General features: G+C 70.5%; 12 protein-coding genes. 6 read left to right on the top strand and 6 right to left on the bottom strand.

Annotated elements, in window-relative coordinates:
- The first annotated feature begins 117 nt into the window (after positions 1 to 117).
- Positions 118 to 1,098, top strand: coding sequence for a phosphotransferase enzyme family protein (locus tag OG568_RS45920; protein ID WP_329535894.1), 981 nt, complete (start codon positions 118 to 120; stop codon positions 1,096 to 1,098).
- Between the two features lie 71 nt (positions 1,099 to 1,169).
- On the opposite strand, the gene OG568_RS45915 is transcribed toward OG568_RS45920, so the two are convergent.
- Positions 1,170 to 1,754, bottom strand: a complete 585-nt coding sequence (locus tag OG568_RS45915; protein WP_329536626.1) for a DinB family protein — start codon at positions 1,752 to 1,754, stop codon at positions 1,170 to 1,172.
- Between the two features lie 118 nt (positions 1,755 to 1,872).
- Here OG568_RS45915 and OG568_RS45910 point away from each other — a divergent pair, with 118 nt between their 5' ends.
- From OG568_RS45910 to OG568_RS45895, 4 genes are all read left to right on the top strand, one after another.
- Positions 1,873 to 2,889: a helix-turn-helix transcriptional regulator gene (locus tag OG568_RS45910; RefSeq protein ID WP_329535893.1), complete on the top strand. Its 1,017-nt coding sequence runs from the start codon at positions 1,873 to 1,875 to the stop codon at positions 2,887 to 2,889.
- A 119-nt stretch (positions 2,890 to 3,008) separates the two neighbouring features.
- Positions 3,009 to 3,164 carry a hypothetical protein gene (locus OG568_RS45905; RefSeq protein ID WP_329535892.1) on the top strand — a complete coding sequence of 52 codons (156 nt, stop codon included), beginning with the start codon at positions 3,009 to 3,011 and terminating at the stop codon, positions 3,162 to 3,164.
- 138 nt (positions 3,165 to 3,302) lie between these two features.
- Complete coding sequence (locus OG568_RS45900; RefSeq protein ID WP_329535891.1) at positions 3,303 to 5,165, top strand: ABC transporter ATP-binding protein; 1,863 nt, start codon at positions 3,303 to 3,305, stop codon at positions 5,163 to 5,165.
- The gene (locus OG568_RS45895) at positions 5,162 to 6,109 is read left to right on the top strand and encodes a serine/threonine-protein kinase (protein WP_329535890.1); all 948 of its coding nucleotides are present in this window, start codon (positions 5,162 to 5,164) and stop codon (positions 6,107 to 6,109) included. Before OG568_RS45900 ends, OG568_RS45895 begins: the two co-directional genes overlap by 4 nt.
- On the opposite strand, the gene OG568_RS45890 is transcribed toward OG568_RS45895, so the two are convergent.
- The 3 genes from OG568_RS45890 to OG568_RS45880 all read right to left on the bottom strand — a co-directional run bounded on the left by OG568_RS45890 (position 6,087) and on the right by OG568_RS45880 (position 8,221).
- The gene (locus tag OG568_RS45890) at positions 6,087 to 6,842 is read right to left on the bottom strand and encodes a zf-HC2 domain-containing protein (RefSeq protein WP_329535889.1); all 756 of its coding nucleotides are present in this window, start codon (positions 6,840 to 6,842) and stop codon (positions 6,087 to 6,089) included. The genes OG568_RS45895 and OG568_RS45890 overlap by 23 nt on opposite strands.
- Positions 6,832 to 7,419 (bottom strand): RNA polymerase sigma factor, encoded by a 588-nt coding sequence (locus tag OG568_RS45885; protein ID WP_266418791.1) that lies wholly within the window; start codon positions 7,417 to 7,419, stop codon positions 6,832 to 6,834. The genes OG568_RS45890 and OG568_RS45885 overlap by 11 nt, the downstream gene beginning before the upstream one ends.
- Positions 7,420 to 7,654: 235 nt before the next feature.
- Positions 7,655 to 8,221: a hypothetical protein gene (locus tag OG568_RS45880; protein WP_329535888.1), complete on the bottom strand. Its 567-nt coding sequence runs from the start codon at positions 8,219 to 8,221 to the stop codon at positions 7,655 to 7,657.
- A gap of 255 nt (positions 8,222 to 8,476) precedes the next feature.
- On the opposite strand from OG568_RS45880, the gene OG568_RS45875 reads away from it, so the two are divergent.
- On the top strand, positions 8,477 to 9,274 hold the full coding sequence (locus OG568_RS45875) for an SAM-dependent methyltransferase (protein WP_329535887.1): 798 nt from the start codon (positions 8,477 to 8,479) through the stop codon (positions 9,272 to 9,274).
- A 105-nt stretch (positions 9,275 to 9,379) separates the two neighbouring features.
- On the opposite strand, the gene OG568_RS45870 is transcribed toward OG568_RS45875, so the two are convergent.
- Together OG568_RS45870 and OG568_RS45865 are read right to left on the bottom strand one after the other, a co-directional pair.
- Complete coding sequence (locus tag OG568_RS45870; protein WP_329535886.1) at positions 9,380 to 10,666, bottom strand: MFS transporter; 1,287 nt, start codon at positions 10,664 to 10,666, stop codon at positions 9,380 to 9,382.
- A 214-nt stretch (positions 10,667 to 10,880) separates the two neighbouring features.
- Positions 10,881 to 14,255, bottom strand: coding sequence for a pyruvate carboxylase (locus OG568_RS45865; RefSeq protein ID WP_266579286.1), 3,375 nt, complete (start codon positions 14,253 to 14,255; stop codon positions 10,881 to 10,883).
- Between the last annotated feature and the right edge of the window lie 38 nt (positions 14,256 to 14,293).

The raw sequence follows: 14,293 nt of genomic DNA, 5'->3' as shown, positions 1-14,293 counted from the left end.
CGTGCTCGTGACTCACTCAAAAGTTGTTGATGGATTGAGCTCGTTCGGGCTGTGATGAGGTCGACTCCATCGGTCCGGCAACGAAGCTCGGCCATCAGCGTTCGGAGAGGGTCCTCAATGCACTTCACAGCCGACTACATAGCGGAGACCTACGAGCTCGGTGCCGGGCCGTGGACCATGACGCCCGTCACTCGTGGCGCGTTGGGCCAGATCTGGAGGTTCTCCGGGATCGGCTCCGCATGGGCGGTCAAGGAGCTCCTCTTCGGCTGCGACGAGGAACAGGTCCACCGGGAGGCCGCGTTACGGCAGGCCGCCGAGGACCTGGGAATCGCGTCGCCGCGGCTCATTCCCAATCGCCACGGCGCACACGTCTCCCAAGTCACCGCGTCTTCAGGCGGGTCCTACGTCAAGCTGTACGACTGGATCGACGGCGCCGGGGCGGACGCGTCCGACCCGGACATACTGGACTGGTTCGGCCGCACCATGGCACTCCTCCACAGGGCGGGAGAGGGCGCGACCGAGGCGCCGGGTTCCTGGTACGAGCGGTGCCCTCAGGACACCGAGTGGAAAGCCCTGCACAAGCAGGTTCATCAGGCCGGCCTGCCGTGGTCGGACGCGTTGGGGCGGTTCATCGACACCTCCGCGGCAGAGCTGGCGCACTGGGTGACACCGGCGGGCCCCGGCGATCTGGTGACGTCACATCTCGACCTGCAGCCCCAGAACGTTCTGGTCGGCCCGGATGGGCCGGTCCTCCTCGATTGGGACAACGCCGGGGTCACCTCGGCGGAACGCGAGTTCGCACGTGCCGTGTACGTATGGTCGGGCGGTAATCAGGTCAACCTCGATTCCGCCCGGAGATTGGCGCGAGCTTATTGGAGTGCCGGGGGCCGCGCCGCCATCGCGGGTCCGCAGTCGTTCTCCATGCTGTTCGCGACGGCCCTGAACTTCGTCCACGTACAGGCCGAGTGCGCCATCGACCAGACCATGACCGCCGCGCAGCGCGAGTTCGCGAGCGGCCAGGTCGTCGCCTCCCTGCGCCGCATGCCGGACCTGGAGGTCGTGTCCCGGTTGACCGCAGCGCTCGAGGACGTACGGTAGCCGGCACGGGCCCTCCCTCGGCTGGGCGGCGGCCGACGAACGGCCGCCGCCCGGTCGAGGTCCGTCACCGGTCAGGTCGACGTCTGCCCGTCGAGCGTCTCGCGCAGGATGTCGGCGTGCCCGGCGTGCTGGGCGGTCTCGGCGATGACGTGCATCAGCACCCGGCGCACGCTGCGTACCGCTCCCGGCTCGTTCCAGGGCGCCTCCGGCAGCGGATGCGTCGTCGACAGGTCGGGCAAGGAGGCGATGACCTTCTCGCTCCGGGCGGCGACCTGCTCGTAGCGCTCGACGATCCCGGCCAGCGTCTCACCGGGCAGCATCCGGAAGTCGTTCTGGTGGTCGATCGCCCACTGCGGGAACTCGCGTGCGGTACCGGCCGTGAGATCGGCCCAGGTGACACCGTCGGGCAGGTCGTAACGCAACGCCGACGGGCCGTCGACCGCGAAGCGCATCCATCCTTCCTCGGTGGACGCGACGTGCTTGATGAGGCCGCCCAGGCACAGCGCGCTGACGGTCGGGTGCTCGCCGGCCTGCTCGTCGCCGAGCCCGCGCGTCGTGTTGGTCAGGGCGGCTCGCGCGGTGGCGAGCTGGGCGAGCAGGTCGGCCCGCTCGTCGTCGAGTGGGGAGTGCGTGGAGGGCGTGGTCGTGGCGGTCACGGTGATCGGGTCCTTCTGTTCGTCGTTGTCCGGTCGGCCGTCGCTGTTGTCCGGCACGGAGAACAGTCACAGGAGAAGCGGACAGGTTGTGACCGCTTCTCGGGGCATCATGCGCGTCATGCAGAAGACCTCAGCGCGGCTGCTGTCGCTGCTCTCGCTGCTCCAAGCGCGCCGGGACTGGCCGGGGGCGCTGCTGGCCGACCGGTTGGACGTCAGCCCGCGCACCGTACGCCGCGATGTCGACCGCCTTCGTGAGCTCGGCTACCCCATCGTGGCCACCAAAGGACCTGACGGGGGGTACCGGCTCGACGCCGGCACACAACTGCCGCCGTTGCTGTTCGACGACGACCAGGCCGTCGCCCTCGCCGTCGCGCTCCAGATCGCCACCACCACCGGTGCCGGCATCGAGGAAGCGGCGGCGCGCGCGTTGAACACCGTCCGACAGGTCATGCCCGCACGACTGCGCCGCCGTATCGAAACCCTCCGGGTCACCGCCGTCGAGCGGCCCGTGACCCGGCCGAACCAACAGGTCGACAGCGGCGTGCTCATGACGCTCGGCGACGCCGTCCACGCCCGCGAAGTGCTGCGTTTCGACTACGCCCCCGCGTCCCCGGCGGGAACCGGCGACGGCGACCCCTCCGAGGTTCCGCCGCGCCGGGTGCAGCCCCACCACCTCGTCACCTGGAGCGGGCGCTGGTACCTCGTCGCCTGGGACCTCGATCGCGACGACTGGCGCACCTTCCGTGTCGACCGGATCACCCCGCGCACCCCCACGGGCCCCCGCTTCACCCCGCGTGAACTGCCCGGAGGGACCGTGGCCGCCTTCGTGACCAGCAGGTTCCAGGGCTCGGACGGCTCCGGCGGCTGGCCCTGCCGAGGCGAGGTGATCCTCGATCTCCCCGCCGCCGTCGTCCTGCGCCACACCCGAGAGGGAATCGTCGAGGAACTCGGCCCGGACCGGTGCCGCCTCGTCCTGGGCTCGTGGTCATGGCCCGGCCTGGCCGCCGCCCTCGGAAGGTTCGACGCCGATATGAAGGTCGTCGGGCCGACCGAACTCAAGGACGCCTTCGCGCACTTGGCCCGCCGCTACGCCAACGCCGCGATCGACGGCTCGACGGACGGATCGACGGACTGACGAACTGACGTGGCGCGGGAAATGAAGTGGAACAAAACCATCTATTTACTTCAATAAGGCATCCAAACGACACTCGGGGCCGTATCCGATACAAGGCACATCCCAGCGGGAGGAATGCCATGGCCATCTTCAGCGATCTCTTCCCTGCCAGACACGGCGACCACGACCACGACCACGGGAGGGACGACACCTCGGGTCACGACGAGCACTCGATGAACAGGCATCACCGCCGTCATTCCGACAACGAGGACCACCGGTCCGGTCACGACGAGTGAAAGCCGGAGCGGACCGGCGACCGGAGGACCGACCGGCGCCGGTCCGCCTCCTCGTCCGTGCGAGGGTCCACGGACGGACGAGGAACGGACGGACGAGGAACGGACGGACGAGGAACGGACGGATGACGGACGCATGCGATGAAGCGTGTCCCGAGCCATGTTCTGGGGCGGCTGCTGTCGGTGGGCGAGGAGTCCGCGCCCCTGGTGACGGCCGCGCCGCAGGTGCCGCCGCGCGAGGTGTTCCGGCGCTTCTGGCCCTACACCCGTGGCCGACGGCGCTGGCTCGTGCCGCTCGTGCTGTTCAGTCTCGCCGGTCCCCTGGTCGACGCGGCCGAACTGTGGCTCTTCAAAATCGTGGTGGACGACGTGCTGGTCCCACGGGACCTGCGACCGTTCCTCTGGATCGCACCGGTCTACCTGGGGCTCGTCCTCGCCTCCGGCGTTCTGGGATTCGCCGACGACATGACGGCCACGTGGGTCGGCGAAAGCTTCCTGCTGGCCCTGCGCGCCGACGTGTTCCGGCATGTCCAGCAGCTCTCTCTCGGGTTCTTCGAGCGGCGGCGGCTCGGCGATGTTCTGTCGCGCGTCACGGGTGACGTCGACGCCGTCGAGACGTTCCTGCTCTCCGGTGTGGCGGACGCCCTCTACGACCTGATCCGGCTGGGCATCTTCCTCGGGCTGCTGTTCTACCTGCGCTGGGACCTGACCCTCCTCTCACTTGTCATCGTGCCGCTGTTCTGGCGCGCCGCCCGGCACTTCTCCCGGCTGGTAAGGGAGGCGTCCCGAGAGCGCAGGCGCCGCAGCGGCTCGCTCAGCGCCGTCACCGAGGAGTCACTGGGGAACGTGGCCCTGGTCCAGGCGTACAACCGGCAGAGCTGGGAGGAGCGCCGCTTCGAACGTGAGAGCGTCGGCAAGTTCCAGGCCTCGATGACCACGGCACGCGTCCGTGCCGTCTACCGGCCCGTGGTCGAGCTCATCGAGGTGTCCGGTGGCCTCGCCGTCATGGGCCTCGGCACCTGGAAGCTGGCTCAGGGCCAGCTCACACTGGGTGGACTGCTGGTCTTCCTGGCCCTGATCGGCAGGCTCTACAGCCCGATCCACGACCTGTCCCGCCTCGGCAACACCTTCTACGCCGCCTCGGCCTCCGCGGAACGGATCATCGAGTTGCTGGACCAGCGCCCCCAGGTCGTCGAGGCCGCCGACGCCCACCGGATCGGCCGGGCCCGGGGCGAGGTCGAGTTCGACGGCGTGTCCTTCCGCTACCCCGGCACGTCGGCCTTGGCGCTGTCGGAGGTGTCGTTCCACGTCTCCCCCGGCGAGACCCTGGCGCTGGTCGGGGCCAGCGGCGCGGGCAAGTCCACGGTCGCCAAGCTGCAGTTGCGGTTCTACGACCCCGACCGGGGCGCGGTCCGGCTCGACGGGACCGACCTGCGGGAGCTGGCCCTGTCCGACGTGCGGGAGAGCCTCGCGGTGGTCCTGCAGGAGACGCTGGTCTTCCACGGCACGGTGCGGGAGAACATCGCCTACGGCCGACCCGGCGCGACGGATGCGGAGATCGTCGCGGCGGCCCGCGCCGCCGACGCCGACGACTTCATCCGGCTGCTTCCCGACGGCTACGACACGATGGTCGGCCAGCGGGGCCGGACGCTGTCCGGCGGACAGTGCCAGCGCCTCGCGATCGCGCGCGCGATGATCAGGGACGCGCCCGTGCTGCTGCTGGACGAACCGACCACCGGCCTCGACGCCCGGTCGGGCCTGCGCGTCATGGACCCGCTGCGCCGTCTGATGGCCGGGCGGACGACCGTGGTCATCTCGCACAACCTGCTCACCGTCCGTGACGCCACGCGGATCGTGGTGCTCGAACACGGGCGGGTCCTGGAGACCGGGACGCACGACGACCTGCTCGGGCGCGGCGGTACGTACGCCGGTCTGCACCGTCTGCACGCCGTACCCGGCCCCGCCCGGGCGGCCGGCCCGCTGCCGGGGACGGTGCCGTCGTGACCGGGGTGCGCGCTCAGGTGCGGGCACCCGCGGCTGGGGAACCGGCTGCCCCGCCCCTGACCCCGGGCACCCGTCCGGCGCCGGGCTACGAGATCCTGCGGCACCTCATGCGCACGGGATGGCTGGACCTGTACGACGTCTGGAGCGACGAGCGGGCCTGCCGGTGTGTCGTCAAGGTCGTCCGTCCTGACCGCCGCGACGAGGCTCGGCCGCGTGCCCGGCTGCTGCGGGAGGGCAGGTGGCTGTGCACCTTCAGCCATCCGCACCTGGTGCGCGCGTACGAGACCCTGGAGTGGCCGGAGCCGCTCGTCGTCCTGGAGACGCTGACCGGGGAGACGCTCTCCCATCTCGTCCACCGGCTGCGACGGCGACCGGCGGCCTATGACGTGGCCCTCCTCGGCGTGCAGTTGTGCTCCGCGGTCCACTACCTGCATGGCCGAGGCCTGCTGCACCTGGACCTCAAGCCGTCCAACGTGGTGGTGGACTGCGGCCATGCGAAGGTACTCGACCTCAGCGTGGCGCGGCCGCCCGGGCGCGCACCGGCCGGGTTGGGCACGTTCCGCTACCTCGCGCCGGAGCAGGCGCGCGGGGGCCACCTGACAGCCGCTGCCGACGTGTGGGGCATCGGCATCACGTTGTACGAGGTGGCGAGCGGCGACGTGCCCTTCGACCCCCGCGGGACCGCGGAGAGCACGAACGACGGAGATCACCACTGGTGTCCACAGCTGGAGGTGGCCGCACCGCCGATCGGCTCGCGGCGGCGGCTGCCCCGCGCACTCGCGTCGGCCGTCGACGGTTGTCTGGAGATGGACCCGTCGACCCGGCCGACGGTCACCGAACTGGCCGCGTCGCTCGGCGCGATCCTCCCGGGGTACGGCCCCCGCACGCCCTCGAGGGAGGAACCGGGAACCGGGGACGTCGCTACGTTTCCCCGCCCGTCGTGAGGTCGGCGGTGGCGAGCACGGTGCCGTCGGGCGACGTCAAACGGGCGCCGGACACGGCCGCGGGGTCGACGGGGGTCGGGCCGCCCCAGAACCCGCTGCCCTCGTGCAGGGTGAAGGTGCCCACCCGGACAGTGCCGCCGTCGCGCCGCTCCAGCAGACAGGAGACCATGCCGCTGTACCGGGTGTGCGCGCCGGTGAAGTCGACGGTCATGTAGATCCAGCCCGGGGAGCCCACATGGGCGTACACCTCGCCGGCCGACTGCCTGGGGACCGCGGCCGAGGTCAGATCGCCATGCAGCATCTCGGCCTCCTCGCCGGTGGACCGGGAGGCGCCGGCGACCACGTTCTCGATCACCGTTCCGACCGCCCAGCCGCCGAATCCGACGGCGAGGACGAGCGCGGCCACCGCGGAGGCGAGCCGGAGCCGAAGCCGCTTGCCGAAACCCCTGCGCCGGGCTCCCGACCCGTGGACGCGCGCCCGGCCGTCCTGGGGCGGCGTCGCCTGGGTCAGCGCCTGCGCCACCCGGGTCTCGAAGCCGACCGGCGGCTCACAGCCCGGCAGCAGTCCGATCAGCCCGTCGCCGACGAGTGTCAGCTGCTCGACGTATTCACGGCAGTCCGCGCATCGGTCGAGGTGGGCGACCGCTGCGGCCCGCTCGCGTCCCGGCAGTATGCCGAGGGCGAGTTCGGCGCCGATCTCCCGCAGCTTCTCGCAGGTCGTGTCAGTGGACATGGTCGCCTCGCTTCGGGGACGCGAGCGTGGTGCGCAGCTTCCCCATCGCGGTCCTGATGCGCGTCTTCGCGGTGCCCAGTGGGATGTTCTCCCAGTCGGCAACCTGCTGGGCCGTCATGCCGTAGATGCTCGCCATCACCAGCGCGCGGCCCTGTTCGCGGGGCAGTTCCGCCACCGCCGCCCGCAGCTGGGAGGACGCCTCGTCGGCCAGGACGTGCTGTTCGGGGGTGTCACTGATGACTCCCAGGATCGCGTCGAGGTCCTCCGGCGCCACCGGTTCCGGCCGCCGCGCGCGCACGGCGTCGATGGCGAGGTTGTGCGCGATCGTCGTCAGCCAGGTCTTCACCGAACCGCGCCGCGCGTCGTAGATCTGCGCGTGCCGCCAGGCGCGTTCGAAGGTCTGCTGGGCGATGTCCTCGGCGAGCTGTGTGTCCCCGGTGACGGCGACCGCGACGCCGAAGACCGTGTGCTGGAACCTCCGTACGAAGGTGACGGCCAGCTCCGGGTCGCCGGTGGCCAGCCCGGACAGCAGGGCCTCGTCCGGGAGACGGCCCACGGGGAACCGCAATCTCGACATACCCATATATACGGCCCGCCCTCGCCAGGAGATTGCCCGGCTGTCACGGAACCTCACCCTCCGATTCTCCCGCGCTTGCGCCTGCGCGGCGCGGGCAACGGCGGGTGTGACGGGCGCAGGACATGGGCCGGCCCTCAGGGCGACCTGGACGGTCGCCGAAGAGTGCGGTCGGACCGTGACCGTGGTGGCGCTCTCGGTCAGCCAGGGCCTGTCGGCCGTGCTCCCGCCGGGGCGCTCAGTGGCCGTAGGGCGGCTCGAAGCACCCGGTCTCCAAGTACGGGCCGTTGGTCGTCACCCCGTAGTTGGACTTCTGCACAAACGCCGTGACACAGGCGTCGTCATGGACGCGAAGGCCGACCAACGCTCCCTCGGGCGTGACTTCGTGACCGTCCGTGTAGCGCGAGAACATCGCCCGGACGGTCAGGGTCCCGTCGAGCGGTTCCCCCTTCGCCCCGGTCCGCCCTTCCTCGTAGCCGAGCGGGACCAGTGCCGCACGCACCGTCGCGGGGTCCCACTTCTTCTGCTCCCACAGCCGCTTCAGAACCGGCCTGATGCGATCGGCTTCCTTCGCCGCGTCCCGTGCACTGGCGGGAGACATGTCTCCTGGGCGGCGGTAGCCGTTGTTCTCGTTGTAGTGAGGAGCACCGTCGCCGGCCCCCGGTTCCACGTACGGCGAGGCTCCCGACGCGCCCGAAGCGGAGCTCCGAGGTGAGCTCGTGGCGGCTCCGGCCGTCGAGTCCGTGGCGTGCTGCTCGCCGCAGCCGTTGAGACACAGGACGGCGACAAGGGCCAGCCCCGTCATCGTTGCGCTACCGCGCCGACCAGACATCGAAAGAGGCATGGCATGACTCTGCCATGCCGGGTAGGGCCGTGTGTCGACGGGCGCCGAACCGGCACCCGACGCACTCGCCGATCACGGCGACCCCCTGAGCGCACCGAGCGTGACCGCGTCGCTCGTACCAGTAACTGCGGTCATACGCAGGACAGTTGATATGGGAAGCTGTCGTCAGCCGCTCGTGGGCAAGGTGGTCGGGGCGGTCGTCGAAAGGAGCGCAGCGTGAGGCAGGACGACTTCCGCACCGCGGAGATAGACACCAGCAGGCCGCACCCTGCGCGGATCTACGACTACCTGCTGGGCGGCAAGGACAATTACGAGGTCGACCAACGGGCCGGCGACCAACTCGCTTCCGCGGCGCCCGAGGTGCGGATCGGCGTGCAGGCCAACCGCGCCTTCCTGCAGCGCGCCGTCCGTTACGTCGTCAGCAGCGGCGTCCGTCAGATCCTCGACGTCGGTACCGGGCTGCCCACCGCCCCGAACGTGCATGAGACCGCCCAGCAGGCGGCCCCGGACGTGCGCGTCGCGTATGTCGACAACGACCCGATCGTGAAGGCGCACGGCGACGCACTGCTCAGCCGCTCCGGCGCGACCAGCATCGTACTGGCCGACCTGCGTGACCCCCGGGCCATCATCGACCACCCAGACGTCCGCCGGGTCATCGACTTCGACGAACCGGTCGCCCTGCTCCTCGTCGCCATCCTCCACTTCATCACCGACGCGGAGAAGCCCGAGCAGGCCGTCGCCACCCTTCGCGACGCACTGCCGGCCGGCAGCTTCCTTGTGCTCTCGCACGCCACGGGCGACTTCGCCGACCGCAGCGAAGCGCAGGCCGTCTACAACAACGCCACCGCGACGCTGAACCTGCGGACCCGCACCGAGGTCGAGCGCTTCTTCGACGGCTTCGAACTGGTCGAGCCCGGCCTGGCCCAGGTCCCGTTCTGGCGCCCGGACGCCACGCCTCCGGCAAGGTCCGACGAGATCGGCTTCTACGGGGGCGTGGCTCGCAAGACCGGCTGAACCGCCATCGCCGGCCCAGGAGTTGGCGATCATCGCGGTGAGCCGGATGTTCGGGATGTGCCCGAAAGTCCAGGACATCCAAGATGTCCAGCCGAAGCGCTCGGATCACCCCTCGGCGTGCGCCTGTTCCAGCTCGTAGGTCCCCGGCAGGTCGCGCTCGCGGCGCATCGGGCTCATCACGAGGATGAGCCAGCAGGGTGCGACGAGACCCGTCATGATCCACATGGCCGACCGGTACCCGACCGTGTCGCCGAGCACGCCGCCGAGCAGGGACCCGACCGGAATGGTGCTGTGGTTGATCATCATGGTCGTCGCCACGACCCGGCCGAGCATGTGCGGCGGGCAGTAGGTCTGCCGGAAGCTGCCGACCACGATGTTGGCCACGGAGATCCCGATTCCGACGAGGAAGCCGCCCATCGCGAACAGCAGTAGTCCCGGCCCCGCCGTGGTCATCGGCATCAGCAGCGCGAACGGCGCGGTGACGGCCTGGAGGAGAAGCAGCCCGCGCGCGCTGCCGAACCGCCGGCTGAACCTGCTGGCGATCAGGGCGCCCACGATGCCACCGACACCGCCGCTGGTCAGCAGCATCCCGACCAAGGCCGGGTTCAACCCGACGGTGCGGACCAGGAACACGACCTGGACCGCCTGGTAACCCATCAGCGCCATGTTGATCGCGGCGCCCCAGGTGGCCATCGGACGCAAGTACGGGTCCCGGCCCACGAACCGGAGCCCTTCGATGATCTGCCGTCGGAGTGGGGCGCGTTCCTCGTCGGGAGCGCGGTCCGGCTCGACCACCTCGATCCGCTTCAGGCAGACCACGGAGATCAGGAACGTCACCGCGTCGGCCAGGAGCCCGGTGACCGCGCCGAACGCCTGGGCGAGCAGCCCCGCCACCCCCGGGCCCGCAACGCGGACGGCGGACTCGCTGCCCTGTAGTTTGGCGTTGCCTTCCAAGAGGTCACGGCCGTCGAGCACGATCCGGATGTACGAGTGGTAGGCGGTGTCGAAGCACACCGCCGCGGCACCGCAGATCAGCGCGACGACGACCATGTGCTGAAGGGTGAGCGCGTCGAGCCACACCGCCGACGGAATGCTCAACAGCGCCGCGCCGGCCACCAGATCGCAGGCCATCATCAGTGGCCGTTTGCGTATCCGGTCCACCCATGCGCCCACGGGCAGACCCACCAGCAGCCAGGGCAGCCAGACCGCCGCGGCAAGCAGACCGACGGCGGTGGAGTCGGCGTCCAACACCTCGACCGCGATCAGCGGCAAGGCCACGGCGGTGACGCTGTTGCCCAACCCGCTCACGGATTCGCCTACCCAGAGCAGGCGGAAATCCCTTTGGGCGAGTACTCCCCACCCCGTTCGGGGCCGGTCCGGTGTTTCATTCATCGGGTCCACCCGAGGCATCATGCCGTGAGCTCCCACAACCCGCCCTGCCGGTTTTCCTCGTGTGTACGGCAGGCATGCTGGAGATCCGGGTGAGACACCGTCACACCCCGGTCGATGACGGGCCGTTCACCCGTCGAAGCTCGGGCGGAGCGGCCGCGAGTCGGTTCTGACGGCCCACGCGTGCTCGGTGCACGCGTGGGCCGTGACACGAACCTCAGCCGACCTCGATGAGCAGGTCGCCGCCTTCCACCTGCTGAATCCGGTTGATGGCCAGCCTGGTCACCCGGCCGGCCTTCGGGGCGGTGATCGAGGCTTCCATCTTCATCGCCTCGATGGTGGCCACGGTCGCACCGGCCTCCACCTCGTCTCCCTCGGCGACCCCAAGCGTCACCACACCGGCGAACGGCGCCGCCACGTGCCCGGAGTTGGCGCGGTCGGCCTTCTCTGTCACCGGTACGTCGGAAGCAGCCGCGTTGTCACGGACCTGGATCGGCCGCAGTTGACCGTTCAGGGAAGACATCACGGTGCGCATACCGCGTTCGTCCGCTTCGCCGATGGCCTGGAGCTCGATGAGAAGCCGCACGCCGGGCTCGAGGTCGACGGCGTACTCCTTGGCGGGACGCAGCCCGTAGAAGAAGTCCTTGCTGTCCAGCACGCTGGTGTCGCCGTAGGCCTGGCGGCGCGTCTCGAAGTCGCGCGTCGGCCCGGGGAACAGCAGCCGGTTGAGGGTCGAGCGCCGGGACTTCTCCAGGCCCGTACGGTCCTCGGCGGTCAGCTCCTGCACGGGCTTGGCCGCCGCGCGGCCCTGGAGCGCCTTGGTGCGGAACGGCTCCGGCCAGCCGCCGGGCGGGGTCCCCAGTTCGCCGCGCAGGAAGCCGATGACGGAGTCGGGGATGTCGAACCTGTCGGGCGTCTCCTCGAAGTCCTCGGGCCGCACCCCGGCACCGACCAGATGCAGGGCGAGGTCGCCGACCACCTTGGACGACGGGGTGACCTTGACCAGGCGGCCCAGGATTCGGTCGGCCGCCTCGTACATCGCCTCGATGTCCTCGAAGCGGTCGCCGAGGCCGAGGGCGACCGCCTGGGTGCGCAGGTTGGACAGCTGGCCGCCGGGGATCTCGTGGTGGTAGACGCGTCCGGTCGGCGAGGCCAGGCCCGCCTCGAAGGGCGCGTAGATCCTTCGGACGCTCTCCCAGTACGGCTCCAGGTCACCGACGGCTCCCAGGTCCAGGCCAGTGGGGCGGTCGGAGTGGTCGGTGGCGGCGACGATCGCCGACAGCGACGGCTGTGAGGTGGTGCCCGCCATGGAGGCGACCGCGCCGTCCACCGCGTCGGCACCGGCCTGGATCGCGGCGAGGTAGGTGGCGAGCTGACCGCCCGCGGTGTCGTGGGTGTGCAGGTGCACCGGCAGGTCGAACTCGCGGCGCAGCGCCGACACGAGCGTGGCCGCCGCGGGTGCCCGCAGCAGACCGGCCATGTCCTTGACGGCCAGGACGTGCGCGCCCGCGTCCACGATCTGCTCGGCGAGACGGAGGTAGTAGTCCAGGGTGTAGAGCCGCTCCGACGGGTCGGACAGGTCGGAGGTGTAACACAGGGCGACCTCGGCGATCGCCGTCCCGGTCTCCCGTACGGCGTCGATGGCCGGCCGCATCTGGCCGACGTCGTTGAGCGCGTCGAAGATGCGGAAGATGTCGATGCCGGTGGCCGCGGCCTCCTGGACGAAGGCGTCGGTCACCTCGGTCGGGTACGGCGTGTAGCCCACGGTGTTGCGGCCGCGCAGCAGCATCTGGAGGCAGATGTTGGGCACGGCCTCCCGCAGGGCCGCCAGGCGTTCCCAGGGGTCCTCGGCGAGGAAGCGCAGGGCGACGTCGTAGGTGGCGCCGCCCCAGCATTCCAGGGACAGCAGCTCGGGCAGGGTCCGGGCCACGGCCGGGGCGACGGCGAGGAGGTCCTTGGTGCGCACCCGGGTGGCGAGCAGGGACTGGTGGGCGTCGCGGAAGGTGGTGTCGGTGACGCCGATGGTCGGCGACTCGCGCAGCCGACGGGCGAAGCCTTCCGGGCCGAGTTCGACGAGGCGCTGCCGGGAACCCGCGGGTGGCTCGCCCGCGGGCAGCGGCGGCAGCTTGGTGACCGGGTCGATCAGCTCGGGGCGTTCGCCGTGGGGCTTGTTCACCGTGACGTCGGCGAGGTAGGTGAGCAGCTTGGTGCCGCGGTCGGCGGAGTGGCGGGCGGTGAGCAGGTGCGGTCGCTGTTCGATGAACGACGTCGTGACCCGTCCGGCCTGGAAGTCGGGGTCGTCCAGCACTGCTTGGAGGAACGGAATGTTCGTGGCGACGCCGCGGATGCGGAACTCGGCCACCGCACGCCGGGCCCGGCCGATCGCGGCTTTGAAGTCCCGGCCCCGGCAGGTGAGCTTGACGAGCATCGAGTCGAAGTGCGCGCTGATCTCCGTACCGGCGTGGGTGGTACCGCCGTCCAGACGGATGCCGGAGCCGCCCGGCGAACGGTAGGCGCTGATCCGGCCGGTGTCCGGGCGGAAGCCGTTGGCGGGATCCTCGGTGGTGATACGGCACTGCAGAGCGGCACCGCGCAGGGTGACCGTCTCCTGGGAGAGCCCGAGATCCGCCAGCGACTCGCCGGCGGCGATGCGCAGCTGGGCCTGCACCAGATCGACGTCGGTGACCTCCTCCGTCACCGTGTGTTCCACCTGGATGCGCGGGTTCATCTCGATGAAGACGTGGTTGCCGTCCCGGTCGAGCAGGAACTCCACGGTGCCCGCGTTGCGGTAGCCGATCTCGCGGGCGAAGCGCACCGCGTCGGCGCACATCCGGTCCCGCAGCGCCGGATCGAGGTTGGGCGCGGGCGCCAGCTCGATCACCTTCTGGTGGCGCCGCTGCACCGAGCAGTCCCGCTCGAACAGGTGCATGACGTTGCCCTGCCCGTCGGCGAGGATCTGCACCTCGATGTGGCGCGGATCGACGACGGCCTTCTCGAGGAAGACGGTGGGGTCGCCGAACGCCGACGCCGCCTCACGGGAGGCCGCCTCGATGGACTCACGCAGCGCGGCCGGGTCCTCGACCCGCCGCATGCCGCGCCCTCCGCCGCCCGCGACCGCCTTGACGAACACGGGAAAACCGACGTCGTCGGCGGCACGGACCAGTTCGTCGATGTCGTTGGAGGGCGCCGAGGAGCCGAGGACCGGCACTCCGGCCGCCCGGGCGGCCGCCACCGCGCGGGCCTTGTTCCCCGTCAGCTCCAAAGTCGCGGCGTCCGGGCCGACGAACGTGATGCCCGCCTCTTCGCAGGCGCGCGCCAGTTCCGGGTTCTCGGACAGGAACCCGTAGCCCGGGTAGACGGCGTCCGCGCCCGCCTTGCGTGCGGCACGGACGACCTCCTCCACGGAGAGATAGGCCCGCACCGGGTGCCCCGGCTCGCCGATCTCGTAGGCCTCGTCGGCCTTCAGCCGGTGCAACGAGTTGCGGTCCTCGTGGGGGAAGACGGCCACGGTTCGCGCGCCCAGTTCATAACCTGCGCGGAACGCGCGAATCGCAATCTCGCCGCGGTTGGCGACCAGCACCTTGCGGAACATCCTGGATCCCTTCGGCCTGCCGGTGACGAGGACCATGC

It is taken from the genome of Streptomyces sp. NBC_01450, from assembly GCF_036227505.1.
Lineage (GTDB): Bacteria > Actinomycetota > Actinomycetes > Streptomycetales > Streptomycetaceae > Streptomyces.
Note: the sequence above shows the minus strand (reverse complement) of the source record. Positions and strands in the feature narration are given on the sequence as shown.